Origin of the sequence: Rufibacter latericius (genome assembly GCF_003721515.1) — a bacterium.
GTDB lineage: Bacteria > Bacteroidota > Bacteroidia > Cytophagales > Hymenobacteraceae > Nibribacter > Nibribacter latericius.
Genome location: NZ_RJJD01000001.1, coordinates 756,034 through 782,943 on the forward strand (window position 1 = coordinate 756,034; position 26,910 = coordinate 782,943).

Annotated in this window: 19 protein-coding genes; 4 read left to right on the plus strand and 15 right to left on the minus strand. The window is 52.3% G+C overall.

All coding sequences use genetic code 11. The annotated features are described in order from the left end of the window. Window positions 1–46: 46 nt before the first annotated feature. The 5 genes from EFB08_RS02965 to EFB08_RS02985 form a co-directional block, all read right to left on the minus strand. Window positions 47–1,765 (minus strand): diflavin oxidoreductase, encoded by a 1,719-nt coding sequence (locus EFB08_RS02965; protein ID WP_123125396.1) that lies wholly within the window; start codon window positions 1,763–1,765, stop codon window positions 47–49. Between the two features lie 10 nt (window positions 1,766–1,775). Further along, the gene (gene cobA, locus EFB08_RS02970) at window positions 1,776–2,597 is read right to left on the minus strand and encodes a uroporphyrinogen-III C-methyltransferase (protein WP_123125397.1); all 822 of its coding nucleotides are present in this window, start codon (window positions 2,595–2,597) and stop codon (window positions 1,776–1,778) included. An 82-nt stretch (window positions 2,598–2,679) separates the two neighbouring features. Then, entirely contained in the window at window positions 2,680–3,957 is a 1,278-nt protein-coding gene (locus EFB08_RS02975; RefSeq protein WP_123125398.1) for a sulfate adenylyltransferase subunit 1, read from the minus strand. A gap of 211 nt (window positions 3,958–4,168) precedes the next feature. Then, window positions 4,169–5,077: a sulfate adenylyltransferase subunit CysD gene (gene cysD, locus EFB08_RS02980; RefSeq protein ID WP_123125399.1), complete on the minus strand. Its 909-nt coding sequence runs from the start codon at window positions 5,075–5,077 to the stop codon at window positions 4,169–4,171. Between the two features lie 16 nt (window positions 5,078–5,093). Beyond that, window positions 5,094–5,849, minus strand: a complete 756-nt coding sequence (locus EFB08_RS02985) for a phosphoadenylyl-sulfate reductase (protein WP_123125400.1) — start codon at window positions 5,847–5,849, stop codon at window positions 5,094–5,096. Window positions 5,850–6,347: 498 nt separating this feature from the next. Here EFB08_RS02985 and EFB08_RS02990 point away from each other — a divergent pair, with 498 nt between their 5' ends. Continuing rightward, on the plus strand, window positions 6,348–7,679 hold the full coding sequence (locus tag EFB08_RS02990; RefSeq protein WP_123125626.1) for a leucine-rich repeat-containing protein kinase family protein: 1,332 nt from the start codon (window positions 6,348–6,350) through the stop codon (window positions 7,677–7,679). Window positions 7,680–7,864: 185 nt separating this feature from the next. After that, window positions 7,865–9,646 carry a glycoside hydrolase family 15 protein gene (locus tag EFB08_RS02995; protein WP_193553955.1) on the plus strand — a complete coding sequence of 594 codons (1,782 nt, stop codon included), beginning with the start codon at window positions 7,865–7,867 and terminating at the stop codon, window positions 9,644–9,646. Window positions 9,647–9,792: 146 nt separating this feature from the next. Here EFB08_RS02995 and EFB08_RS03000 read toward each other — a convergent pair whose 3' ends face one another. Beyond that, window positions 9,793–11,964, minus strand: coding sequence for a bifunctional alpha,alpha-trehalose-phosphate synthase (UDP-forming)/trehalose-phosphatase (locus EFB08_RS03000; RefSeq protein ID WP_123125402.1), 2,172 nt, complete (start codon window positions 11,962–11,964; stop codon window positions 9,793–9,795). A gap of 232 nt (window positions 11,965–12,196) precedes the next feature. Between EFB08_RS03000 and EFB08_RS03005 the strand changes: the two genes are divergently transcribed. After that, window positions 12,197–13,324 (plus strand): mechanosensitive ion channel family protein, encoded by a 1,128-nt coding sequence (locus tag EFB08_RS03005; RefSeq protein ID WP_123125403.1) that lies wholly within the window; start codon window positions 12,197–12,199, stop codon window positions 13,322–13,324. A 93-nt stretch (window positions 13,325–13,417) separates the two neighbouring features. On the opposite strand, the gene EFB08_RS03010 is transcribed toward EFB08_RS03005, so the two are convergent. The 4 genes from EFB08_RS03010 to EFB08_RS03030 all read right to left on the minus strand — a co-directional run bounded on the left by EFB08_RS03010 (window position 13,418) and on the right by EFB08_RS03030 (window position 20,015). Further along, window positions 13,418–14,641, minus strand: a complete 1,224-nt coding sequence (locus EFB08_RS03010) for an RtcB family protein (protein WP_123125404.1) — start codon at window positions 14,639–14,641, stop codon at window positions 13,418–13,420. A 379-nt stretch (window positions 14,642–15,020) separates the two neighbouring features. After that, window positions 15,021–18,299, minus strand: a complete 3,279-nt coding sequence (locus tag EFB08_RS03020) for a S41 family peptidase (RefSeq protein WP_123125406.1) — start codon at window positions 18,297–18,299, stop codon at window positions 15,021–15,023. Window positions 18,300–18,751: 452 nt separating this feature from the next. Beyond that, complete coding sequence (locus EFB08_RS03025) at window positions 18,752–19,345, minus strand: thymidine kinase (protein WP_123125407.1); 594 nt, start codon at window positions 19,343–19,345, stop codon at window positions 18,752–18,754. Between the two features lie 349 nt (window positions 19,346–19,694). Next, on the minus strand, window positions 19,695–20,015 hold the full coding sequence (locus EFB08_RS03030; RefSeq protein ID WP_123125408.1) for a 2Fe-2S iron-sulfur cluster-binding protein: 321 nt from the start codon (window positions 20,013–20,015) through the stop codon (window positions 19,695–19,697). A 34-nt stretch (window positions 20,016–20,049) separates the two neighbouring features. On the opposite strand from EFB08_RS03030, the gene EFB08_RS03035 reads away from it, so the two are divergent. Then, window positions 20,050–21,096 (plus strand): hypothetical protein, encoded by a 1,047-nt coding sequence (locus EFB08_RS03035; RefSeq protein WP_125077636.1) that lies wholly within the window; start codon window positions 20,050–20,052, stop codon window positions 21,094–21,096. Window positions 21,097–21,281: 185 nt separating this feature from the next. Here the strand turns inward: EFB08_RS03035 and rodA are convergent, their stop codons facing one another. Genes rodA through EFB08_RS03060 form a run of 5 tightly spaced genes read right to left on the minus strand, consistent with a single transcriptional unit; the run spans window position 21,282 to window position 26,876 of the window. After that, window positions 21,282–22,559, minus strand: a complete 1,278-nt coding sequence (rodA, locus tag EFB08_RS03040; RefSeq protein ID WP_123125410.1) for a rod shape-determining protein RodA — start codon at window positions 22,557–22,559, stop codon at window positions 21,282–21,284. A 9-nt stretch (window positions 22,560–22,568) separates the two neighbouring features. Further along, complete coding sequence (gene mrdA / locus EFB08_RS03045; RefSeq protein ID WP_123125411.1) at window positions 22,569–24,404, minus strand: penicillin-binding protein 2; 1,836 nt, start codon at window positions 24,402–24,404, stop codon at window positions 22,569–22,571. After that, the gene (locus EFB08_RS03050) at window positions 24,401–24,898 is read right to left on the minus strand and encodes a hypothetical protein (RefSeq protein ID WP_227006185.1); all 498 of its coding nucleotides are present in this window, start codon (window positions 24,896–24,898) and stop codon (window positions 24,401–24,403) included. Before EFB08_RS03050 ends, mrdA begins: the two co-directional genes overlap by 4 nt. A 19-nt stretch (window positions 24,899–24,917) precedes the next feature. After that, window positions 24,918–25,835, minus strand: coding sequence for a rod shape-determining protein MreC (gene mreC / locus EFB08_RS03055; RefSeq protein ID WP_123125413.1), 918 nt, complete (start codon window positions 25,833–25,835; stop codon window positions 24,918–24,920). A 12-nt stretch (window positions 25,836–25,847) separates the two neighbouring features. After that, the gene (locus EFB08_RS03060) at window positions 25,848–26,876 is read right to left on the minus strand and encodes a rod shape-determining protein (RefSeq protein ID WP_123125414.1); all 1,029 of its coding nucleotides are present in this window, start codon (window positions 26,874–26,876) and stop codon (window positions 25,848–25,850) included. Between the last annotated feature and the right edge of the window lie 34 nt (window positions 26,877–26,910).

Genomic DNA, 26,910 nt, shown 5'->3' on the forward strand with positions numbered 1-26,910 from the left:
AACTTGCCCCATGGTTGCTCCAAGTTAAAAACCTGAAGCATGGACATTAATACACGTCTTTCAGGTAGCGGCCTTCTTCTTTCATTTGCTCCAGGTATACGGCGGCTTCCTCTGGGGATGAACCGGCACCCAGTCCTATGATTTGCAGCAGGGTGTTTTCTACGTCTACGCTCATAGGTTCTTTGGCGCCGCACACGTACACATACGCCCCGGAAGTCAGCCACTCGTAGAAGTCAGTGGCGTTTTCCAGCATTTTGTGCTGCACATAAATTTTCTCTTTCTGGTCGCGGGAGAAGGCTCCGTTGAACTTGGTCAGAGTACCTGTCTCATACCAGTTCTGGATCTCCGTCTGGTACAGGAAGTCGGTGGCGAAGTGCTGGTCTCCGAAGAAAAGCCAGTTACGGCCATCGGCTCCGGTGGCATCGCGCTCTGCTAAGAAGGAACGGAAAGGCGCTACTCCGGTGCCTGGCCCAATCATAATCACATCTTTGTCAGCGGCCGGTAACTTGAACTGGTTGTTCTTGTGGATGTAGAATTCCAGCGGCTGGCCTCCTTTCTGCTCAGATAAATAATCAGAGCAATGGCCGCACAGCAACTCTTCGTTGATCCTGAATTCATCGCGGGCCACCGTCACGTGAATCTCACCGGAGTGCGCTTCCAAAGAGGAAGAAATGGAATACAGTCTTGGCGCAATCGGCTCCAGAATTTGCAGTACATCTTTGAACTGTTCGGTGTCTTTTACCGGGTAAATTCTCAAAAGGTCCAGCAAATCAATGCGGGTAGCTGGAATGTCCTGTTCCACCACCTCGGCGTATTTCTTTACTACGCGCTCAGGCAGGAACGTGATGTTCAGTTTATCGTGGAGCAATTCGCGAACGGTTGATTCGCTGTTGCGGTGGTTTACTTTTTCATCCGGTGAGATGCCAGTCACTTTCAGGATGGCCTCTATGGTAAACGGACGGTTTTTAGGAACTACGCCTAACGCATCACCGGGCTCATAAGCTAAATCTTCGGCCTCGATTTCAATGTGGTGCGTGAGTTTGTTGGAGCCCACATCGTTCAGGATGATGTTGGTGAGGATGGTGCCGTTGTATATTTTCTTACCTGCTTTTTTGGCGGGCGTCGGAGCGGCGGCCGGGGCAGAAGCAGGAGCCGAGGATTGGTTTAAGGTTTCCAGCACGCTTTGGAACCAGGCGTTGGCCTCGTCTTCGTAGTCTACGTCGCACTTCTGAATAGGCACCAAAGGGCTTCCACCTAGGCGCTGTAATTGGGTGTCTACGTCTTCACCGGCTTTGCAGAACAGCGGGTAGGCCGTGTCACCCAACGCCAGCACGCTGTACTTCAGTTTAGGCAGCTTTTTATCGGTCTGGTGCACGTAGTCGTAGAACTTCTGGGCCCCGGCGGGCGGGTCACCCTCGCCTTGGGTACTAATGACAGTTAAGAAATATTCTTCCTTCTCCAGGTCGTTCAGGCGGTATTGGTCTAAGCTGACCACCTTGGCATTAATACCAGACTTCTTCGCTTTGCTCGCAAAATCATTGGCTACGCGCTTAGAGTTACCGGTCTCGGTGCCATAGGCAATGGTAATCTTACCTACCGATGCTTTAGGAGCCTCTGCCGTCACTGCGCCCGCGGCGGGAGCCGAGGATGTTGCACCCTGAGATGAAGTAACCCCCGCCAGGAATCCGCTCATCCAGATGAGTTCATCTTTAGATGATTGCTGGACCAGTTCCAGGAAGGTTTTTAATTTAGCTTCTGCTAACATAGCTTTGATATTATTGAAGTACTAAGCCTACTTGTTCAGAAACCGGCTTGAAGTAATGTTCTCTACTTGGGTTGTTGGTGAACCACTTGAACTCATGGTGCAGGTTCACCACTCTGCCTATAATCACGAGCGACGGCGACACAAACGTCTTTCCGCCTAGGTTCTTCTCATAGTCATACAGGCTGCTGGTTTGCACGTGCTGCAAAGGAGTGGTGGCCTGCTCCACTACCGCCAGTTGCTTCTCCTCTGAGATACCGTGGCGCGTCAGTTTCTCCACCACCTCTCCCAGCCGCTCACTGGACATGTAAAACACCAGCGTGTCTTCGGTCTGGGCTAGTTCCTGCCAGTAGGCATCGGTGAGTTTGCTGTAGGTGTAGAAGGTAAGGAACCGCACGGCGGTAGAATGTTGGCGGGCCGTGAGTGGAATGCCAGCATAAGCGGCTGCGCCTAAGGCTGCCGTAATGCCGGGTATGATTTCATATTCAATCTCATGGGCTACCAGGCTTTGCAGTTCATCCAGCACGTTGGAGAAAATGGACACGTCTCCGCCTTTCAACCGAACCACTTGTTTGCCCAATAACGCATATTCCACCAGCAGTTCATTGATGGTGGCTTGCGGCGTGGTTCCGTAGCTGCGGCACTGCTTGCCCACGTACACCACCTCCGCCGAAGGCGCGGCATAGCTTTGCAGGATTTCGGGGCTTATCAAGCGGTCAACCAGAATCACCTCGGCGTGGCGCAACGCTTTTACCGTCTTCACGGTAATCAAATCAGGGTCACCGGGACCGGCTCCTGCTATGATTACTTTTCCTTTCTGTGGCGCTGCTTGCATGGTTTTAAGCTTCTGTTCATGAACCTCCGGCGAGGGAGATGCGTGAATTGGTTTGATGGGTATTCTGTTTTAGGCCTGTTTTCTAGATTTCCGGCCAGAAAGGCTTCTCAGTGGCTTCGGTGGAAATCATGCAGGCGCCAACCGTTACGTTGCTGGTTTCATCAATTAAGATGGCCCCGCCGTTGGCTCTCAGGTTTTTGTAGGAATCAAAGGCAATCGGCGAAGCCGTTCTGATGGTGGCTTTCACTACATCGTTAAGACCCGCCGACACCGGAGAAAGTTCTTTTTCCAGTGAATTTACATTCAGTTTGTACTCCAGTTCTTTCACCACGCAGCGCACGGTGCGGCTGTTGATTTGCAGCAGGTATCTGTTGCGAGGCACCAGCGGCGTGTTGCTCATCCAGCAAAGCACTACTTCAAATTCCTGGGCCACCTGTACGGGAGCGTCCTGCTTTACAATGCTATCGCCGCGGCTAATGTCTACGTCGTCTTTCAGGTGTAGCACGGCGCTTTGCGGGGCGAAGGCTTCTTCCACTTCCTCGCCGCCAACTTCCACGGCAGAAATGGTGCTTTCCACGCCAGATGGCTGAATCACCACTTTATCACCCTTGCGGTAAATGCCGCTGATGATTTTTCCGGCGTACCCACGGTAATCAGGCAATTCCTCGGTCTGAGGACGGATGACGTACTGCACCGGGAAACGGCCTTCGGTGAGGTTGATGTCCTCGTGTACCTCCACTGTTTCCAGCACGCTCAAAAGAGACTCGCCTTCATACCAGGGCATAGAAGTAGATTTCTCCACTATGTTGTCGCCGTTCAGGGCACTGATGGGAATATAGGTCACATCTTTCAAACCCAGAGATTTGGCTACCTGTGAGTAGTCAATCACGATGTCATTGTACACATCCTGCGAATATTTCACCAAATCCATCTTGTTGATAGCTACCACTACGTGCGGCAAATTCAGCAACGACACAATGATGGAATGACGGCGGGTTTGCTCCACTACGCCATGACGGGCATCAATCAGGATGATGGCCAGGTCTGAGTTAGAGGCACCAGTCACCATGTTGCGAGTGTACTGGATGTGGCCCGGCGTATCTGCGATGATAAACTTGCGCTTAGGCGTAGAGAAGTACTTGTAGGCCACGTCAATGGTGATGCCCTGCTCCCGCTCCGCACGTAAACCGTCAGTCAATAGCGCCAAGTCCACCTGACCTTCTTCGCGGTTTTTGGTGCTCCGCTCAATCGCCTCCAACTGGTCTACCATGATGGATTTGCTGTCATACAACAAACGCCCAATCAAAGTACTCTTGCCATCGTCTACGCTCCCGGCGGTTAAAAATCTTAGAATATCCATTTGAAATGAGTTCTGAGTCTTGAGTGCTGAGTCCTGAGTCTGTTTTAAGGCTGCTTTCTTGAAAACGGCTCCTAAACTCCTCAGTGACTCTTCACAGAAAGGCTCTTTCTATATCTTGCATCGGCTGCGCCGATATTTATTATTATTCACTTATATGAAGTCGGAGACGAATAATTCTCTCATTTACTCCATCCCTCAATCATTCAATTTCCTAGAAGTATCCGTTTTTCTTACGGTCTTCCATGGCGGCTTCCGACACGCGGTCGTCAATGCGGGTCTGGCCGCGCTCGCTGGTGTTGGTAGCGATGATTTCGTTGATGATGTCATCCAGGGTAGAAGCGCTGGACTCCACGGCTGCGGTACAAGTCATGTCACCCACGGTGCGGTAACGAACCACTTTGCGGGTCACCACGTCATGGTGGTCAAGCGTCACAAACTCGTTGGTAGCTACTAAACGGCCATCAAACTCCAACACCTCGCGCTCATGGGCGAAGTAGATGGACGGCAGCTCAATTTTCTCGCGGCGGATGTAGTTCCAGATGTCCAGCTCGGTCCAGTTACTGATAGGGAACACGCGTACGTTTTCGCCCTTGTTGATCTTGCCGTTGTAGGTATTCCAGAGCTCGGGGCGTTGCAACTTAGGGTCCCAGGAGCCGAACTCGTCACGCACCGAGAAAATACGCTCTTTGGCGCGGGCTTTCTCTTCGTCACGGCGGGCACCACCAATACAAGCGTCAAACTCGAACTCCTCAATGGTGTCCAGCAAGGTGTAGGTCTGCAACCCGTTGCGGCTAGGCAATTTGCCTTTCTGCTCAGTGAGGCCTTTGGCTTTGATGGTGTCTTCCACGTTGCGCACAATCAGCTTCTCGCCAATCTTATGGGCCAGGTAATCCCTGAAGTCTAGGGCTTCCTCGAAATTGTGGCCGGTGTCAATGTGCACCAACGGGAAAGGAAACTTGCCGGGACGGAAAGCTTTCAACGCCAAATGCACCAACACAATAGAGTCTTTTCCGCCGGAAAACAACAAGGCCGGACGCTCAAACTGACCTGCTACTTCTCTGAAGATGTGAATCGCTTCTGATTCAAGCTGGTCCAGGTAATCTAATTTATATGCTGACATAATCTGAAAATGCTAACTAAACTATTTTGGCTAATGAGTTGGCAACCCCCGGCTCCTGCTCGGTCACGTGCAAGCCGCACTCTTTTTTGCTGGCGTCTTCCCACCACCAACGTCCAGCCCGGAAATCTTCGCCCGGTTGGATGGCGCGGGTACAAGGGGCGCAGCCGATGCTGATGAAGCCTTTGTCGTGCAGTTTGTTGTAAGGGATGTTGTTCTGCTTGATGAAGGCCATCACCTCGTCGGTGGTCCAGTACAGCAGCGGGTGGAACTTGATGAGCTTGTTTCCCTCGTCCCACTCAAACTTAGGCAAGTCACCGCGGCCCGGAGAGTGCTCGGCTCGCAGGCCGGTAATCCAGACAGCGTTGCCTTTGAGCGCGCGCTTCAACGGCTCCACTTTCCTGATGTGGCAGCAGTCTTTGCGGTTCTGGGTAGATTCATAAAAGGAGTTTGGACCGGTAGAAGACACAAATTCCTCCAGCTGCTCATTGTTAGGGTAATAAGGCTTGATACGGGTGTTGTACGCCTCATTGGTGCGGCTCCATACCGAGTAGGTCTCGGGGAAAAGGCGGCCGGTGTCTAACGTGAAAATGCTGATAGGAAACTGGTTCTCCAGGATCTGGTGCGAAATCACCTGGTCTTCAAAGCTGAAGCTGGAAGAGAACGTCACCTCATTAGGAAAACGGTTGACCAGCAGCGCAAACGTCTGGTCTATGGTTAAACCTTCTGTCTCTTGAATAAGCTGAGACACCTGCTCTTGTGTTGAAGAGGCCATGGCTAGAAAGTACTAAATAAGAAAATGGATTGTAAGGGTGCCGGATAGGCAATAAAGATTTGTTGACTGCTAAGGACTAGCAACAACAGCAGCAAGGGCTGCAACAGCAGAAGCGCATTCGCTTTATGTAAGATGAATAGACCATGTAGTCTTTATCTGTTTCTGACTGTTAATTAGATGACACAAAGGTAGGTACTGATTATTACAAATCAAGTTTTCCTATCAATTTAATAGGGATTATAGATTAAAAATTCAAAGGCTAGTCTGCTTCCTCTTTATGTTTTTCCCTAAAATTTGTCTGTTTCTTTAACGCTTAGTTAAAACCCAGCGTTCCCTTTAGAACCTATTTTTTTCAAAACAGGCCGAAAGCGCTGGAGTATCAGAGAGGTAACAGCATCCGGTTAGGTTTCGATTTTGGTTCGGCTGTTTCCGGCCTGTTTTCCAGAGAAAACATTTAAAGGCAATCCTTACCTTCGCAGCTTTCATACCCACATCCACATGCAAACCCTCCTACGACTAAGGGCCGGCGAACTTTCTGGCACTAAAAGGCTAAAACTATCCTGTGGCCTCACCGAGTTCCCCCTGGAGATCCTGGACTTAGCCGATACCTTAGAAGTGCTAGACCTGACCGGAAACAGGTTAACCCATCTGCCCGAAGAGTTTGCCCGATTGACCCACCTGAAAATTGCGTTCTTCTCAGACAATCCGTTCACAGAGTTCCCAGCGGTGCTTGCCCAGTGCCCGGCTTTGGAGATGATCGGGTTTAAGTCTTGTCAGATCCAATACATCGCGGAGGATGGCATTCCCCTGAATACCCGCTGGCTTATCCTCACGAACAACCAGATCACGGAACTACCGGCTTCCATCGGGAAATGCCACCGCATGCAGAAGTTCATGTTGGCCGGAAACCTCCTGACGCAACTTCCCCCGGAACTTGCTTCCTGCCAAAACCTGGAGCTGCTGCGGATCTCGGCCAACCAGATCACCCACCTGCCGGATTGGCTTTTCTCCCTGCCCCGTCTGTCGTGGCTCGCGATCTCAGGTAACCCTTGCAACCAGCATCCGCATGAAATAGAAGACTTGCCCGAGATCAGCTGGGAAGAACTGGAACTGGAAGAAGTTTTAGGCGAAGGGGCCTCGGGAGTCATTTCCCGGGCGCATTGGAACACACCTGGTGCTCACGGTGCCCCTGATCAGGTAGCGGTGAAAGTGTTCAAAGGCGAAGTGACCAGCGACGGACTGCCGCAGGACGAAATGCAGGCCTGTATGGCGGCCGGGGTTCACCCCAACCTAGTGCAGGTGCTGGGGAAACTCGCGCAGCACCCCGCTCAAAAGCAAGGCCTGGTCTTTGAACTGATTCCGGCAGGTTACCGAAATTTAGGCGGTTCGCCCAGCTTTGCCTCCTGCACCCGCGATGTCTACCCAGAAGGCACTGTTTTCACCTTACCCGAAACCCTCAGCATAGCATCAGGGATTGCGTCTGCGGCGGCACATCTGCACGCCCACGGCATCATGCACGGTGATCTGTACGCGCACAACACGTTGGTGAACGCCACGGGGCACGCGCTGTTCGGAGACTTCGGGGCGGCTACACTCTATGACAAATCCGATGTAAAGCGCGCTAGTGAACTGGAACGTTTGGAAGTGCGGGCCTTTGGTTGTTTGCTGGAAGATTTGCTGGATCACCTTTCCGCAGAAGAGGCCCAAAAGTCAACTGTCGCTTCCCTGGTGCAATTGAAGCAGGACTGCATGAGACCAGAAGTAAAGCTTCGGCCCGATTTTACATCCATTCTGGAACGGCTAACTGACGCTGCGAAAGAGGTGCTTTGAGAAAAGATATGGATACAGGTAAAAGTCCGCAAGAAGGTTTTCGTTTATAGGTTGATTTTCAGGAAACAGGCCTAAAACGGGTGGCTTCTACGGTGGGTATGAAAAATTAGGAAACCTCTATACCTCTAATACGGTACATGTAACCTTAGACATCCACTGGCTATCCACCTATCCGTATAAACCGTATGGCGAAACATACCTATGACATGGGGCTGATTGGCAATTGCGCCTACCTTGCCCTCGTTCACAAAGACACCAACATTGAATGGCTCTGTTGGCCTCGTTTTGACAGCAGCTTTGTATTTGGCCCTCTCATGGACCGGGAAAAAGGCGGCGAGTTTTCCCTCAAGCCCGATGCCGAGGACTTCACCTCGCACCAATACTATGTGGAGAACACCAACATCCTGTGCACCGAGATCACCAGCCCCGAGGGTTCTTACCGCGTCACTGATTTCGCGCCCCGTTTCCGGCAGCACCAGCGGTACTACAAACCTTTGATGCTCATCAGAAAGGTAGAGCCGCTGTCTGGCTCGCCGCGCATCAAAGCCACCTGTCGGCCCGTGGGCAATTACGGCCAACTGGAACTCAAGCGCCGCCGCAGCAGCAACCATATCGCCTTCTTGGGTCTGGACGAGGAAGTAAGGCTTACTACCAATGCCTCCTTGAGCTACATCCTGGAAGACCAGTTCTTTGTCTTGAACGAGACCTTGTACTTTGTCATTACCTACGGAGCACCGCTGGAAGCCAACCTGGAAAGCACCTCTGAGGAATTCCTGCGCCAGACCACCCGCTACTGGCGCATGTGGGTGAAGAACACCAGCATCAGCAACTTCTTCCAGGAGCAGGTGATCCGGAGTGCCTTGGCCCTCAAAATCCATCAGTACGAAGACACCGGCGCCATCATCGCCTCGCCTACAACCAGCTTGCCCGAGCACCCCGGCAGCGGCCGCAACTGGGATTACCGTTTCTGCTGGATGCGCGATACCTACTATATCCTTAATGCCTTCAACAACATCGGGCACTTTGAGGAGATGGAGCGCTATTTCCACTTCATCGCCAACATCACCGCCAAAGACACCCAGCGCTACCAGCCGCTGTACTCCATCAGCGCCCAAAGCAAGCTCACCGAGATTGAACTGGAACTGGACGGCTACCTGGGCAACAAACCGGTGCGCATTGGCAACGACGCGTACACGCACATCCAGAACGATGTCTACGGCCAGATTCTGGTAGCCCTGCTCCCGCTCTACATTGACCGCCGTTTCAATGACGCCGAGCGGATTGAGTCGCAGAAACTCATCTACAAGACGTTGGAGAAAATCAAGCAGACCCTCCACGAGCCCGATGCCGGTCTTTGGGAGTTCCGCGATTTTGCGCAATACCATTGCTACACCTACCTGTTCCACTGGGCGGGTGCCTCGGCGGCCCGGAGCGCCGCCAATTACATGGGCGATGCAGAGCTCGCCAAAGTGGCCACCCAGCTCAGAGAGGAAGCAGCCGCCAAAATTGAGGAGTGCTTTGACGCGGAGCGCGGCGTGTACACCCAGGCCATAGGCAAACACCACCTGGATGCCAGTACGCTGCAGCTCATCATGATGCACTACATTGATCCGGCCTCTGAGCGCGCCAAAACGCACTTAGCCGAGATGGAGAAAGAACTCAAAACCCCGGAAGGCCTCTTCTACCGCTACAAACACGCTGATGACTTCGGGGTGCCGCAAAGCACGTTTCTCATCTGCGCTTTCTGGTACATTGAAGCCCTTGCCTGCGTAGGTCGCCTGGACGAAGCAGTGGCCGAGTTCGAGAACATCCTCAAGTACACGAACCACCTGGGACTGCTCAGCGAAGACGTAGACTCCAAGGACGGAAGCCAGTGGGGCAACTTCCCGCAGGCTTACAGCCACGTGGGTCTGCTCAACGCCGCTTACCGCATCTCCAAACGCTTGGATAGACCGCCGTTTTTATAGAAAATCGGAGTACTGCAAAACAGAGAAGGCCCGCCATTTGGCGGGCCTTCTCTGTTTTAAACTGATTTCAGGAAAACGAGGCCAAAACCGGAGGGGCTTGCAACCCTAACAATCAGCAATTAACAATTATCTACCAACCCCAACCCTCAACAAAGAGATTTCAGCAGTTTCCGGACTTCTTTGGAATTACCCAGATTGAAGCGGGCCAGTGAGCGTTCGCTGCCTACTTTGATGGTGAACGCGTCTTCGGGCATCACCCGGAACATGTCTTCATCGGTGCGGTCATCGCCAATGGAGAGGACGAAGTCATGCGGGTGTTGCTCAAGCCAGCGGGTACTGCCTATGCCTTTGTTCACCTCTACGTTTTTCACTTCTACGATTTTGTCGCCCTCCATAACCTGCAGGTTGATGTTGGCGGCCATAAACAAGAGGTAATTGCTGAGTTCCCGGGCCCTAAGTTCGGCCAAGGCGCGGTCTACTTTACGGTAATGCCACACCAGGGAGAAGTCTTTTTCCTCGATGAAGGAACCCGGAGTGCGACTGACGTGCAATTCCAGGATGGGCCTTACCTCGGCTTTCCAGGAATCAGACAGAGTTTGGAACATTTCCCATTCTCCGCTCCGCTCCCTGAACCAGACTCCGTGCTCGGCAATGAAATCAACAGGCAGGTGCCCCAACCACTTCTGCAGGGTGTTGCGGTCGCGGCCGCTTACAATGACAACGCGGTTTTTAGGATCCTGGGTAAGACATTCCAAGGTGGAGATCAATTCTTTGTCAGGAAAAGCGTTCTGGGGGTTCTTGGTGAAAGACGTGAGGGTGCCGTCATAATCCAGGAACAGCAACCGCTGCTGGGCCTGCCGGAAACTGTTTACCAACTGCTCACATTCCTCAGTAGACAGGTACTGGGTGGCCATGGCTTCTTGCTTCCCTTTGATATAGTCCAGTCGGTTCATGAAAATCTTTACCCAGTGATGGATGTTGTAGCGCCGCACGATGTCCTGCATGTGTTCCATCCGGGTGGTCTGTTCCTCCTCGGGCATGGTAAGGGCAGCGTTGATAGCCTGCACCAGTTGACCCAGATCATTGGGATTAATAAGCAGGGCATCGGCTAACTCCCGCGAAGCTCCGGCCATCTCGCTCAGCACCAATACTCCTTTCTTATCCAATTTACTGGCAATGAATTCTTTGCACACCAGATTCATACCGTCGCGCATGGGCGTTACCAGTGCGACATCAGCGATGGAGTACAGCGCAGAGAGTTCTTCAATGCGAAAAGAGCGGTAAAAATACTGGATGGGGTTCCAGGTGATGGTGCGGTATGAGCTGTTGATGCGGCCCACCAACTCGTCAATGGTTTCTTTCAGCTGACGGTACGTTTCCACCTGGTCGCGTGAGGGCACCACCAGCATGAAAAGGGTCACCTGGCCCTGGAATTGGGGGAATTCTTTCAAAAACAGCTCAAAAGCCTGCAGGCGCTGAGGAATACCCTTGGAGTAGTCCAGCCGGTCAATAGACAGGATGATCTTCTGCTCCTGCAGGGCCTCACGATACTCCTGTATCTTGCTTTTGGTTTCCTCAGAGGCTGCCAGCGAGGCATATTTCTCGTCATCGATCCCCATGGGGAAGGCGTCTACCATGATGCTTCGGTACCCGTTGTCAATCAATCCCTGCGAGGTGTTCAGGCCCACGATCCGGCTTACGGAGGAAAGGAAATGGCGGGCATCGTCATAGGTGTGGAACCCGATGAGGTCGGCACCCAGCATGCCTTTCAGGAGTTGCTCCCGCCAGGGCAGCAACCGGAAGATCTCGTAAGACGGAAACGGAATGTGCTGGAAAAACCCGATGGTACTTTGGGGCATTGCCTCTCTGATGAGGTTGGGCAGCAGCAGCAGTTGGTAATCATGTACCCAGATGGTATCGCCGGGCTGGGCCTGCTCCATGACCGCGCGGCAGAACTTCTCGTTCACCTGCAGATAGGCTTCCCAGAAAGTGTCTTCATACACGGCGTACTGGTTGAAATAATGAAAGGTAGGCCACAGGGTTTCGTTGCTGAAGCCCTCGTAGAAGTCCCTGATTTCGGTTTCGGTGAGGAAGACGGGCTGCATGCTTTGCTCGGCCAGGTCTTTGGTCACCTGCTGCTGTTCGGCTTCGTCGGTGAAGAAGGTGCCGGGCCAGCCAATCCAGATGTTGTCGTCTTGTTTATAGATAGAACCCAATCCGGTAGCCAGGCCGCCCTCGCTGGACTCATAGGTGAGTCCGTTGTCGGTGCGCTGCACCTTGATAGGCAACCGGTTAGAGATAATGATGGTCTTTGGCATAAGAAGATATTTAAAGTAACAGGCCGGTGGCTGCCCTGTTTTGGGAAAGGCCTTCGGCGTGATCCGCAGAAAAAAAACGCGGTGCTCTATTTACTCCCTTTTTCCGGCCGGGGTTAAGACAAAACCAAAAAGTACTATCGCTGAGGGGTAGCAGACTTGGCGCTGGAAAGAACCAAAAGCAACCTTTCGTTCTGGAAACGGGTATGGAGGAACTTGCCTTTGCCTTACTTTTATGAATTTGCTTAATGAATTGCTGGATGACCTCACGCATGTAGTCCAGGACCACCTCCCGCTGATTCTGCAGGGTGCGGGGGTAATTACCGGCGGACTCCTGGCGGGCGGCTTCGCGAAGTGGCTTCTGTTCAGGTTCTTGGCAGCCTACAACCAACGTTTCCCCAGGTTCTGGATTGCCGGCACCCTGAAACACCTAGACCGCCCTCTCTTCTATTTCCTTCCCTTACTGGTTTTGTCCACGGTACTGCCCCTGGTGCCCTTAAGGGCCGATGCCCATGAGGTTTTCCGCCGGATCGTGGAGATTGCTCTTACCTGCGCTTTCGCCTGGACCTTGATAGGCTGCGTGTACGTGGTTCAGTACAGAATCCGTCATAAGTACCAACTGGACAAAGCCGACAACCTCAAGGAGCGGAAACTTTATACTCAGCTCCAGTTCGTGAAGAAAGTGGTGATCATCACCATCGTCTTCTTCACCATCTGCCTGATTTTGATGAGCTTCCCTACGGTTCGGAAAATAGGTACCGGCTTGGTCACTTCCGCTGGTATTGCCGGGGTGATTCTGGGTTTCGCGGCGCAGCGCTCTCTGGGAAACCTGTTGGCTGGTTTCCAGATTGCCTTTACCCAACCCATCAGGATAGACGATGTGTTGGTGGTGGAGAATGAATGGGGTAAGGTGGAGGAAATCACGCTTACGTACGTGGTGCTGCGTATCTGGGACCAGCGGCGCCTCATTCTCCCTTTGAACTATTTTATTGAAAAACCCTTCCAAAACTGGAGCCGCACCACCGTGGAATTGCTGGGCACCGTGTTTATCTATTTAGACTACTCGGCTCCGCTGGAGGAAATCCGGAAGGAACTCACCCGAATCCTGCCCCAAAACCACCTTTGGGACGGCCGCGTAGGCATTCTGCAAGTCACCGATTTCAAGGAACGCACCATGGAGGTAAGGATTCTGGTAAGCGCCAGTGATTCTGCCAGTGCCTTTGACCTGCGCTGCTGGGTGCGGGAAAAGATGGTCACCTTTATCCAACAGAATTACCCCGAGAGTTTACCCGTCACCCGCACCGCCGGCACCGGGGAAAGCTCCAAACCTCCGTTTGTTCCCATGGAGGAAGCCACGCAGTAAAGGCCTAAGTGATTTTCCGTTTAGGGCCTATTTTCTTCAAAACAGGCCCTAAACGGAAAATTTTGTTTCATTTCAGAGAAGGTCTCCGAATTATCAATCTTTGTACGGGTCATACACATCCTCCCCCGCCATGGCAACGCCCAAAGGTTTAAGGGTATGCAAAACCTTGATGGTGTTTCCCTGGTACTTCAGGACGTCTTCCAGCTTCTTGTAGGCCTCAGGTGCTTCATCGGCTCCGGCACCCCGCAGTTCTATGCCTTTGCTTTTCATGCGCTGCTGCACGGCCTCAAAATCTACCAGACCCGGAGAAACCACCGTTTTGCGTTTCACGCCTTTCTTATCCCTGATCCATTTGGTTTTCCCGGCAGCGGCCCGGCGGCTGAGCAAACGACCCGCCCCGTGTACGGTAGAATACAACCCCCTGATGGAAAGCTCACTCTCCACCCCTTCAATGATCACGGAGTTATCAAACATATTGGCGCCAATAAAGCCTTTCTGGCCTGGAAACGCGGGTGTACAGCCTTTGCGCACTACCCAATAATTCTCTCCCTGGTGCTTTTCAAACCACGCGAAGTTGTGGTGGTTGTGGATGACCTCAGTGGCTTTTCCGCCCAGGATCTCCAGCACTTTCTCCACTACCACATCGCGGCCCGCGTAGGCGTACTCGCCCGCCAAAGACATAGCCGCGATGTAGTCTTGGCCCAGCTCAGAGTCGATGTCAAACAGGATGGGCGGCGCATCCATAGAGCCTTCCTTGGCTTTATCGAAGAAACTCAAGCCTTGACTCAGCGCGATGAACCCCGAAGCCGTTTTATGCCCGAACCCTCTGGACCCGAAGTGCACGCCTACCCACAGATACCCTTTCTCGTCTTCAAACAAATCAATAAAGTGGTTGCCGCTACCCACGGTGCCCAGCTGTTCGGTGGCTACTTTACGCAACTCTCGCTGCGGCTTGAACTCGGCTTTCTTGATGTGCTCCAACACCGGATGGTCAATGCGCTTGGGATTAGGCCGCCCCACGCCAAACCCAATGGTTTTCACTATTTCATCCATGATGCGGGAGACGTTCACATCAGAAGCCATGATGTCGGTGCGCACGGCTTTGTTTCCGCAACCAATGTCAAAGCCAACGCCAGACAACGAAACCTTGTTTTTGTAGGCCACAGCTCCGCCGATAGGGTGCGCGTAGCCGTAGTGGGCATCGGCGGTGAGTACGCCAATGTCTTCTTCGCTCACGCAGCGTTTTAACTGATCAATAGCGCTCTGGTCAATGATCTCTTCTCCAAAAACAGTGATGTTGTCTTGCACAATAGCCATGGTCCTACAAATTGGTGGTACAGGCTATACGTGAAAAGGGCATTGCGTTTTTTACCTGTTTTCAGGAAAGAGAGTAAATAAAGGCAGGTCTGTTATAATGCTTTAAATATGAAGTAGAGACCGGATACAATGCCCATCAATCCAGCAGAAATCAGTTGAACATTTGATTTTGTGAACTGAGCCCTGGTCTCCTTTTCATTCGAATGCCAAATCAACATCAATATAATTCCAGCAATCCCGAGGATTAGTCCCCAAATGAAGCTTTCCCATTCTATGTTCATCTTCTTCCCTTTCCAGGCTTTTTTCTCCAAAATAGCTTAAAAACAAAGAAGCCCCACCAAAAGGCGGGGCTTCTGATTATTCATGTATTCCGGAAGGATTACTCCTTCGCAGGTAACTCTTTCAACAGTACTTCTACTGCCTTCTCTATTTGCTGGTCACGTCCTTGCGCTACCAGAGCTGGGTCATTAGCTACGAGGTAATCTGGTTCCAGTTGAGCGTTCTCCAGGAACTTGCCGCCACTGAGCGTGCGGTAGCCTACCTGCGGAATCCCGAAAACCATGGTGGGGTCAATCAGGGTTTCCCACCACACGAAGGTACCGGTTCCGGCCACAGGCATACCCACGGTTTTACCGATGCCCAGTTCTTTGTACAGTACCGGGAAAATGTGCGCATCTGAGTAGTTGCTTTCGTTCATCACCACAATAGACGGACGGGTCCATTTGTTACGGGGCTCGTCTGAGAGGTTCTGGCCGCGCGGGATGAACTCGGCGTATTGCTTGGTGTTTAGGAAGCTGATGAGGTCATCGTGCAGGTTTCCGCCGCCGTTTGAGCGGGTATCTACCACCAACGCTTCTTTGGTGGCGTTTTTACCCAAACCATCTTCATACACCGTGCGGTAGCTGGCATCGTTCATGCCTCTAATGTGCACGTACCCCAAGCGACCGCCTGATAAACGGTCTACTTCTTTGCGGCGATTATCTATCCAGCGTTGGTACAGCAACTCACTTAATTCGGTGCCCGAAATAGGCTTCGCGGTCTCTTCCCAGCGCTGCTTTGTTTTCTCGTTGTACAGAGACACCAATGTGTACTTACCCGATTTGCGGTTCAAAAGCTGGTCTACATCGGTGTTGTCTTCAATAGGCTGCCCGTCAATTTTCTCGATAATGATGCCCGGCTTCACTTTAGAACTGGCGCGGTCAAACGGACTTAGGTTGATGACTTCCTTCACTTTCAGGCCCGGACCGGTGTATTGTTCGTCATAGAACAAGCCTAACGAAGCAGTAGCATCTGGGTTGGCCGAGCGGTGGCTGTAACGGCCTCCCGTGTGCGAGGCATTCAGTTCACCCAGCAACTCGCTCAACACATCGGCGAAGTCATAGTTGTTGGCGATGTGCGGCAGGAACTGACGGTAATTCTCGGTGTAGAACTTCCAATCCACGTTGTGCAGGTCCTTCACGTAGAATTTCTTGTCCAACTGCCGGATTACGTGATCGTACATATAAGCACGCTCAGCGGCGGCGTTCAGGTTCATCTCGCCGTTCACCTTAAGGGTCTCCTGCTTGCCGGTTTCAGTGTCTACTTTCAGGATTTTGCCTTCGGTTAACACAAACAGGTTCTTGCCGTCTTTGCTCATGACCATGTCTCCGCCGCGGGCACCCAGTTTGGCCAGCAGTTTGGTGTCATTGTCGCGCAGGTTGGTCACCCACAGGTCATAGCCTTTCTCGAAACGGCTTAAATAGAACATGCGGTCGCCTTTATCTGTAACCACGGCATCAGCTAAGTCTGAGGAAGTGGCTGTGAGGCGGGCTTTGCGCTGGGGCAGGTTGTCCAGTTCCAGTTTCATACCGGCCGGAGCGGCAGTTTTAGCTGCTTCGCCTTTCTTGCTTTTTTTCTTCGGGTCAGCTTTTTCCGCAGAGACACCTCCTGCCGCAGCTTCGCGCTTCTCCAGGTCTTCCAACAGAGTGAAGTCTTCTTTGCTCAGTTTGAAACGGTCAAAGCCGTCTTGCGTGGTGAAAAGGGCGTAGATGTCACCAGTACCGGAGTTGTTTCCGTTGCCGCGCAGACCTTCGCGGTTAGAGTAGTAGGTGATCATTTTACCACCCATCATCCACTGCGGACTGTTCTCATAATAACCACTCTGGGTCAGGTTGATGATCTCCCCTTTGCCGCTGGCTGAAATCAGCCCTACTTCGCTCAGCCACTGTTTGGGTTGGTTGTACTGCACCAGAAACCACTTGCTGTCCGGTGACCACTCAAAGTACTGGTCACCGTCTGAGTACGAGTAATTGTTGGCGTTGCCCAGAATGGTGCGCACCTGCTTGCTGGTTTTGTTTACCACTTTCAAGGTCACGCGCTCCTCCAGGTAAGCCACTTCCTTGCCATCAGGCGAATACGCCGGCTGGAATTCCTCAGCAGCGGTGGCAATCACGGGCTCTTCTTTCAGCACAGTGGAAGCGTAGAAATAAGGCTCGGCGCTGCGTACCAAGCTGGTTTCATAGATGTTCCAGCTGCCGTTGCGCTCGCTGGCGTAAAGGATTTTACGGCCATCCGGGGAGAAGCTGACGCTCCGCTCCTGCTCTGGGGTGCTGGTGATGCGGCGGGTGATGCCCCCGTCTACCGATGACACGAACACCTCACCCCGGTTCACAAATACCACCTCTTTGCCGTTGGGCGATACCTCCATCTCGGTCATACCGCCGGAGATAGGCAACACAGTCTCTGGGTTAGACCGGATGTCTGAATACAGCTGAATGGCTACTTTCTGCGGCTGCGCGCCCGGCTTCAATGTGTAAATCTCGCCGTTGTAGGTAAACGACAGCACGCCATCTTTAGAACCGCTCAGGTGACGTACCGGGTGTTTGCTGAAGTTGGTGACCGCAGCGCTCTGCTTCGGATTCTGCAAACTCATCTTGCGCACGTTGAACGTGCCGTTGGGCTGCTCACTTAAATAATACACCTCTTGCCCATTAGCGGTAAACACCGGCTGACGGTCCTCGCCCACGTTATCGGTGAGTTTAGCGTGCTGCTTGGTTTTGGTGTTGTACGTCCAGATATCGCGGGCAGTGGACGAGGTCTGGTGCTTCCGGAAATTGTTCTCCAAGCTTTTTTTGTCCTGGTAGATCAGCACATCGCCGGAGGCGTTGTATCTGGCAGCTTCGGCAGGAGTGGTCAGGACCATGGCATTTCGACCACCACCAAGAGAAACGCTGTATAACTCAGGAAAGGTCGCCGAAGGGAACATGGTATTGGCGGCGGCATCTATTCTAGCAGAGGAGAAGATCACGTTCTTCCCGTCTGGGGTAAAGTCTGAGGGCACATCACTTGACGAGTGAAACGTGAGCCGTTTGCTTTCGCCACCTTGGGCAGGCATCACAAACACGTCAAAGTTGCCGTAGCGGTCAGAGGCATAGGCAATGGATTTTCCATCCGGAGACCAGACCGGCATGTACTCGTAGCCTTCGTGCATGGTGAGCGGCGTGGCGTTTCCGCCAGTCGCGGCTACTTTGTAAAGGTCACCTTTGTAACTGAAGACAATAGTCTGGCCATCGGGCGAAATCGCTGGGGTGTTGAGCCAGAGAGGGGTTTGGGTTTGGGCCATGGTTCCCAAGCTACCTGCGCAGCAAAGGGCCAAAATGGCTAGAAACCTCTTTTTCATGATGTAAGCGGTTGTTTGTTAGATTATAATACTAAATGTAATGATTGTTCACTCAGCATCAAAAGAAGCATGGTTACAGGGATGTTTCAGGAAAGAAATAAAATAAATTAGGTGTTTAGGAGGTGTTTTGTCAGAAACAAACTTGAAATGGGAGCGGCGCAACTGCCTTGTTGTAGGGGCAATCCCTTGTGGGTGCCCTTCGCGCAATTTACCGCTGCTTTGGTTGTTGGTGAGAACACCAACAACGGCGTGTGATATAGCGAATGTGAAACGGCTGCCATTAACTCCATCATCACTATGTTGAGGTGACCAGAAACGTTAAGGGCAACCACAAAGGATCGCCAACTGACCAAAATATTAAAGCCGCTTTACCCCTGTTTTCAGAAATTCAGAGGTAAAACGGCTTTCGAGATCCTGACTCAGAACTCAGGACTATAGACTCAGAACTCCCTTTAGTAGTTTCCCTTTAGGCCTTCCTGGAAGCAGTGGCGGCAGCGGGCTTCGTAGGAATCAGTTTCGCCTAAGAGGACTTTCTCCTGGGAGGCAGCTTTCCGGAAAGAGTAGGAGGCAATGTCGCCGCACTGCACACAAATGGCGTGGACTTTGGTCACGTACTCGGCTACACCCATGAGCGCGGGCATGGGTCCGAAGGGTTTTCCCAGATAGTCCATGTCCAGACCGGCTACAATCACGCGGACGCCCGTGTTGGCCAGATGTACGCAGACCTCGGTAATGGCTTCGTCAAAGAACTGGGCTTCGTCTACACCCAGGACATCGCAGCCACTGCCCAGCAACAGCATGTCGTTCGCAAACTGGATGGGTGTGGAACGGATGCTGGTGGCGTTGTGCGAAACCACGTCAACCTCATGGTAACGCGTGTCAATGGCGGGCTTGAAGATCTCCACGCACTGCTTGGCAATTTTGGCCCGGTTTAAGCGCCTGATTAATTCTTCGGTCTTCCCCGAGAACATAGACCCGCAAATCACTTCTATCCAACCTCTTCTCTGGGCCTGTTGGCGGTTTCCCACCCGGGGTTCTATGAACATAACTTCTACTGAATGATTGAATGACTAAGTGATTGAGAGAATAGGTAGCGCCCAATCACAAACCGAAGGTACTAGCCCCCTGCCCTTTCCTAATGAACAATTTTTCCACACAGTTATCCATTTAACTGAACCTCAACGCGTTGAATGATTGAGTCATTTAATGAGTGAGAGAATAAATTTAAACTGATTGTTTTGCAACGGAATATAAGGCTATGAATGATTGCCTTTGCAGGGTGCCCACAAGATCCTTTCAGGATGACAAAGAAGGAGGGAAATTGGAAGAAAGAAGCAGAATAGAAATTTAATTCAATCACTCATTCCCCACTCTCTTATTCTCTTATTCACTCCCTCACTTGTTATAAGAAATGTGGGGGAGTTTCGTTTGATGGGGAACCCGACAGGAAACGGGGCCGGTGAGTTGAGTTTGGCAGGTGAGTCGTTCATTGGGTTTCAGACGACCGTTGTTTCTGAAACGCATCTCGGGAGCCGTTTCGGGGGCCAGGTTCTCAGCGCCTTCCACTACAATCATGCGGCAGGAGGTGCAGCGGCCTTTAGCACCGCAGGCGTGCATCCAGTCCACTCTGGCAACGTGCAAGGCGGCCAGAACCGTTTGCCCCGGGGCTACGTTCACCACAACTCCACCCAGATTTTGAACCGTTAATTCGGCCATATTTCGCTATATTTACGAGCGTATGCTTCCTCCAATGAAAGACAAATATAATCAAATACGCTTGGCGCAGTACAGCCAGGCCCTTGCCCAACGCCTTAGCGAAGAACATTTTGCTCATCATGAGAATGTTACCGCCCAACAACTGATCTCCTTTACCCCAATCAAACAGGTGAACTTGTACATGATCAGAGAGCTGCTTACGCTCTGGAACCATGAGATGGCCAACCTGCGCAGCCCGTACTTTGATTTTGAGCACCCCGAGGTGAAAGATGCCCTGGTGCAGTTCATGAATGTGCTGTCGCGTAAAATCTCCATCAAACGTCCGCACTTTGAGCCGCTGCTCCTGAAGGCCATCCAAGACACCCTCCGTTGCGTGCTAGAGCCGGCAGCAGTTTTTGAGGAAAAGTTCATGCGCCTGGACGACCTCACGGTAGCCAAACTGCAGGAGACCCTGAAGTACCAGGAGGTAGACAAAGACCTGTACCGCCGTTTCCTGGAAACTCTGTCTGACAGCACCCTGGACCGGCACCAGATTTCCTCCCAACTGAACCGCTTTCTGGCTGAGCACGAAGCCGAGCGCACCTCAGTAGAGGAGTTGGTGGCCCGCTTCAATGAATTGCAACCCCTGCGTGTAGATGAACTGTACACCTTGGTAACAGCCCCGGTATCTATTCCTACCCCGGCGGTGAGTACCCAGGTGGTTTCTCCGCAGCCAAGCTTCCGGCCAACGCTCAACCCTGAACCTAAACTGAATGAGCGTCTGCAAACCGAGCAAAGACCCAACCTGAATGAGCGCCTGAAACAACCCGTAGTTGCTTCCATGGCAGACCGTCAGCAAGACCAGAAAATCGAGTCCTTGAAGGAAGCTATCTCCATCAACCAGCGGTTTGCCTTTATCAACGAACTCTTCGAAGGCGACAACATGGCCTATCATGCCGTGATCAAGCAACTAGACGAATACGACAACTCAGACCAGGCCAAACAATACCTGGTGCAGGAAGTAGGCAGAAAATACAACTGGAGCCGCAAAGAAGAGCACGTCCAGAAACTCACCAAGCTCATAGAACGAAAATTCGCCTGATCGTTTCAGGCCTCTTTTTCCTAAAACATACGCCAAACGCCCGCCTCTATTGTAGAGGCGGGCGTTTGGCTTTTGAGACTTACCCCAAATACAGAATTAGGTACTATAAAAAGATGAATCCCTTTTGAGCCTGTTTTGCGGAAAACAGCCTCAAAAGGGATTCATCTTGCTACCTGATACAGAAACTATCCCCTACCTAAATCCAATTTCCGATGAGCGTCAATAGCCAGGAGAATGAACAACAGGATGGTAAAGGACCACAAAGACGAACCGCCATAACTGAAGAACGGTAACGGAATCCCCACCACCGGCGCCAGACCAATGGTCATGCCGATGTTCACCAGAAAGTGGAAGAAGATGATGGAAGCCACACAGTAGCCGTATGTACGCCCAAACACCGATCGCTGCCGCTCAGCCACAAAGATGATGCGCGTGAGCAGCCCCATGAATAAGCCAATGATGATAAAGCTGCCAATCCAGCCGTGTTCTTCGCCTACGGTGCAGAAGATGAAGTCGGTGCTTTGCTCGGGCACGAAGTCAAACTTGGTCTGGGTTCCTTCCAGAAATCCTTTCCCGAAGAATCCGCCCGAGCCGATGGCAATTTTGGACTGCGTCACGTTCCAGCCCACACCCAAGGGATCAATCTCAGGGTCCACCAGTACCTTGATCCGGTTCTGCTGGTGTTCCTGCAAGATGTTATCAATGAAATACGTCACGCTGAACACCATCACCAACACCGCTACCCAAATACCTATAAAGGTAGGCAAGTACCGCTTGATTCTATGAAAATTAAGCCACAGGTAAGCGCCCATCAGCACCGTGACAATGCCCGCCAGATACCACTGCGGAATCAACAGCGTCAGCACAAAGACAAAGACTGCCACTGCCCCTATGATCAGGATCAAAGGCGACATTCCTTCGCGGAAGAAGGCCAGCGTAAAGGCGGCAAACACCAGGGCAGAACCGGTCTCGTTTTGCAGGATGATAATCATGGGCGGCAACAAAGCCAATCCGGCCAGTTTGGCCTGGTCTTTCCAGTTCTGCTGCCGCAGATTGATGCCACTCATAAACCGGGACACCGCCAAGGCCGTGGCGAATTTAGCGAACTCCGCGGGCTGCAGCCGCACAGATTCGGTGATCACGAGCCAGGAGCGGGAACCTTTGATCGGCGAAGCCAACACCAGTGTGCCCAACAGAATCAGGATCACAAACCAGTAAATCCCGTAGGCCAGCGAATCATAGGCTTTGTAGTCAATGGCGAACAGCATGATGATGATTACTACCGAAGTCCCGATCCAGGCCAGCTGTTTTCCGGAGTTCAAAGTGAAGTCAAAAATGCTGGTCACGTTCTCGGGGTTGTAGACGGCGGCGTAGATGTTCATCCAGCCCAGCGTCACCATAAGCCCGTACAAGCCGATGGTCACCCAATCTATGTTCTGCGTTATTTTATAGGAGGTCCGCATCAGTTAATTTTAATCGCCCCATTTGTAGAAACTACCGGTGATAATATCGTGCTCCCACCGCTTGCGGCCTACCGTCTTAATGGTATCGGTCAGGTACTTCTCCACAATCAGACTGGCCATAGGAGCCGCCGCAATGGCTCCGCTACCGGCATTCTCCACGTACACGGCAATGGCTATCTTCGGATTATCTTTCGGGGCGAAGGCGATGAACACCGAGTGGTCTTTTCCGTGCGGGTTCTGTACCGTTCCGGTTTTTCCGCACAGTACTACCCCGATGTGGTCTAACCGGGCATAGCGGGCAGTTCCGGTTTCCACCACCTTCTGCATACCTTCCACCACCGGCGGAAAGTGCCTCGGGTCTACCGAGGTGAAGCGCTTCACGGAGTACTCTGGCAACGGTTTTCCTTTCTCGCCCACAGAACGCACAATGTGCGGGGTATAGTAATAGCCTCGGTTTGCTAAAATGGCCGCAAAATTGGCCATCTGCAACGGTGTCACGCCGGTCTCGCCCTGTCCAATGCTTACTGAGTAAATGGTAGGGAATTTCCAGCCGGTGGCCCCGTAAATCTTGTCGTAAAATTGCGCGTTGGGCATCAGACCCTTCTTCTCATTTGGGAGATCAATCCCCAATTTCGTCGCGAATCCGAAACTCTTGATGTGCTTGTTCCAGGCATCCAGACCTAACTTAGAGTCTTTGTAGACATTCCCCGACCGCCCGCGGTTCACTACGGAACGGAAGACCTGGTAGAAGTACGGGTTGCAGGACTGCTCAATGGCAATGCCTAAATTGGCCGGGTACGGGTGCCGGTGCGAGCATTTCACCAACGACCAGTTACAAGGATAGCCGGTTTCGGGCGTGAGCGTGCCCTCCTGTAAGGCGATGAGGGCCTGGGCCAGTTTAAAGATAGAGCCCGGCGGATACGTGGCCATCAAAGGTCGGTTGAAGAGTGGTTTCACCGGATCTCTGAGCAGCCGCATGTAGTTGTTGCCCAGCTCTTTCCCGGTCAGCTGCGAGGGATCATAATACGGAGCCGAGACCAGCGACAAAATTTCGCCGGTGCTGGGCTCAATGGCCACCACGCTCCCGGTTTTCCCTTCCATCATTTTCTCGGCGTAGGCCTGTAGTTTCAGGTCTATGGTGGTCACCAGGTTTTGGCCCGCCTGGGAAAGGGTGTCATAGGCGCCATCTTTAAAAGAGCCTTTCTCAATGCCGCGCACGTTCACCATGGTGTATTTCACCCCGCGCTTGCCCATCAGGAACTGCTCGTACTCACGTTCCAGCCCGCTGATGCCCAGGTAATCCCCTTGCCGATAGCCGTGATAAGCCGTGTCTTCCAGTTGCCGCGGGCTGATCTCCCCGATGTAGCCCAAACCATGCGCCAAGCTTTTATGCGGATAACCGCGCACGGTACGCGCATTGATGTAGAACCCCGGAAAATCCACCAGGTTGTCCTGAATGGCGGCGAACTCAGCGTTGGTGAGGCGTTGCACAAACGGTGAGGGCCTTACATACGAATACGCCTTCGCGGCTTTGATTCTCTCCCGGTACTCTGGCAGAGTGATACCTACCAGTTGGCAGAACTTGAGCGTGTCAATGGCTTTGGCCTCTTTGGGCACCACCATCAGGTCATAGACGGGCGTGTTCTCCACCAGCAATTTGCCGGTGCGGTCATACACCAACCCACGGAACGGATACTGCACCACCCGGCGCAAGGCATTCGTCTCGGCAGCGGTTTTATAGCTGTCGTCCAGTACCTGTATGTAGAAAAGTTTGATGAGATAAACCGCCCCAATCGCTATGAAAATCGCCTGGATTACGTATTTGCGGCCTTCTAAGTATTTCATCTAAAGCCCCTTGCCCTTCGCTCAAAAAATAACATCTGAAAAATCACCAGCACCGTTCCGGTGAACAAGGTACTGGCCACTATCTTGGCTAACGTAAAACCAATCAGTTTAAATCCGTTGAGCTCCAGAAAAAACAGGGTGAAATGGTGCACGAAGATCAGCGTCATGCCATAGGTGAGAAACCAGCGCCAGCCCATTGAGGGCAAACTAGCATGGTCTGAAGGCTCGTATCCGTCCCGCGGGGTAATCAGTTTGAGCATGGAGGGCCGAAGATACGCCAAAAGCACCGTGGCCGCCGCGTGCACCCCAGAGGTGTCATAGAACAGGTCAATGGTGAACCCGCAGATGAACCCCAGAAGCAGCAACAGCACCTTGTCCATCTCTATGGGCAGGAAAAGAATGAACCCGATGTACACAAAGCAGAAGCCGGTCTCAAAGAGCACCAGGTTGCGCATGAGCAACACCTGCAGGCTCATCAAGACTACGAACTGCACAAAGTGTATGAACCTGAAACTATTCATTGCCTTCGGTTATGCCTGATTTTACCAGCAAGCTGTCAAGCTCGGGCTTGCGTTTGTTTTCCACTACGTACACGTAAGACAGTTTCTCAAAATCAACGCTCAGGCCTACCACAATGGTGTAGAAGCTTTTATCCAGTTCTTTCTTTACGCTAATCACACGTCCCACCAAAATACCCGGCGGATAAATCCCCCCGGCCCCGGAAGTCACCACCGAATCGCCTTTGAAGATCTTCTCACTCAACGGAATGTAATGCAGACTGGCGGTTTTAGGATCTTCGGTATCCCAGCGGATGGAGCCCAAACTCTTGTTTCGCTTCAATTTCACCGAGATCAACGTCTGGGAGTGCAGCAGCGAGGTCACGGTGGCGTAATGCTTAGAGACGGCTTTCACCCTGCCTACAATGCCGTTGGCCGTCAATACTCCCATGCCCGGCTTTATGCCAGCATCTGAGCCTACGTTGAGCGCCAAATGGTTATTCAAGCCACGCACCGAGTTGCTGGTTACCCTGGCAGGATGGTAGGTAAACACCACTGGCCCTAACGAATCTACCGGAGCCGTGAGGGAATCGTTGGCGCCCCCCGGCACTGGAGTTGGAGGCAGGCTCGCGAAAAGAGAATCTCTTGGGGTACCCAGGCTATCGTTCAGTTGCTGTTCCTGTATCTGGGTGATCTGGGCCCTTAGCCGGGCATTCTCTAGGGCCAGGCTCTGGTTTACCTCCGTCAAACGGAAATAATCAGACACCTGGCTCTGGAGCTCTAATATCCGTCCCACATAGTAGTTAGATGACTGATAGAACGCAGCACTGTGGTAGGTGTTGCTCCGGTACAGCAGGTAAATGGAAACCCCCTCTAACAGCAAGAACACCAGAAAAGCCCTAATCCGGAAGATGAAAATAAATAGTTTCCGCATGGGCGCGTGCGCTTAGCTCAACAGCACGTTGCGGAAACCCTCAATGTTTTTCACGGCAGCGCCGGTACCCCGCACCACCGCTCTCAACGGATCTTCCGCAATATGGATAGGCAATTTGGTTTTGGCGGCCAGACGTTTGTCCAAGCCTCTCAGAAGTGCTCCCCCGCCAATCAGGTGAATCCCGTTGTCGTAGATATCGGCGGAAAGTTCTGGCGGTGCAATCTCCAGGGCCTTTAGAACAGCCTCCTCGATTTTAGACACCGACTTATCCAGCGCGATGGCAATTTCCTGATAAGTTACCTTGATCACCTTCGGGATACCCGTCATCAAGTCACGGCCTCTGATCTCAAAGTCTGCGGGGGGGTTGTCCAGCTCGGTTAATACAGCACCAACCTCAATCTTGATTTTCTCCGCAGAACGTTCGCCAATCAGCAGGTTGTGCTGGCGGCGCATGTGGTCCAAAATGTCTTTGTTGAACACGTCACCCGCTACGCGGATGGACTGGTCGCACACGATCCCTGACAGGGCAATCACGGCAATCTCGGTGGTACCACCTCCTATGTCTACCACCATGGTTCCGATGGGCTGCTCCACATCAATTCCAATCCCGATGGCGGCGGCCATCGGTTCCTGGATCATCCAGACCTCGCGAGCATCGGCGTGCTCGCAGGAGTCTTTAACGGCGCGTTTCTCTACCTCGGTGATCCCAGACGGAATACACACCACCATGCGGTAAGAGGGCTGAAAAAGGCGTTTCTTGCCTTTGTCAATCATCTTGATCAACCCCCGGATCATCATCTCAGCCGCGGTGAAGTCCGCGATCACGCCGTCTTTCAACGGACGGATGGTTTTGATGTTCTCGTGGGTTTTCTCGTGCATTTGCTGCGCCTCGCGTCCTACGGCCAACACTTTGTTGGTTCTTCGGTCAAGGGCTATAATAGAAGGTTCGTCTACTACAATTTTATCGTTATGGATGATGAGGGTATTGGCCGTACCCAAATCAATCGCTATATCAGAAGTAAAAAAGTTAAATAATCCCATTATTCGTCAGTGGTGCGGTCTCCGTCAGAACGCT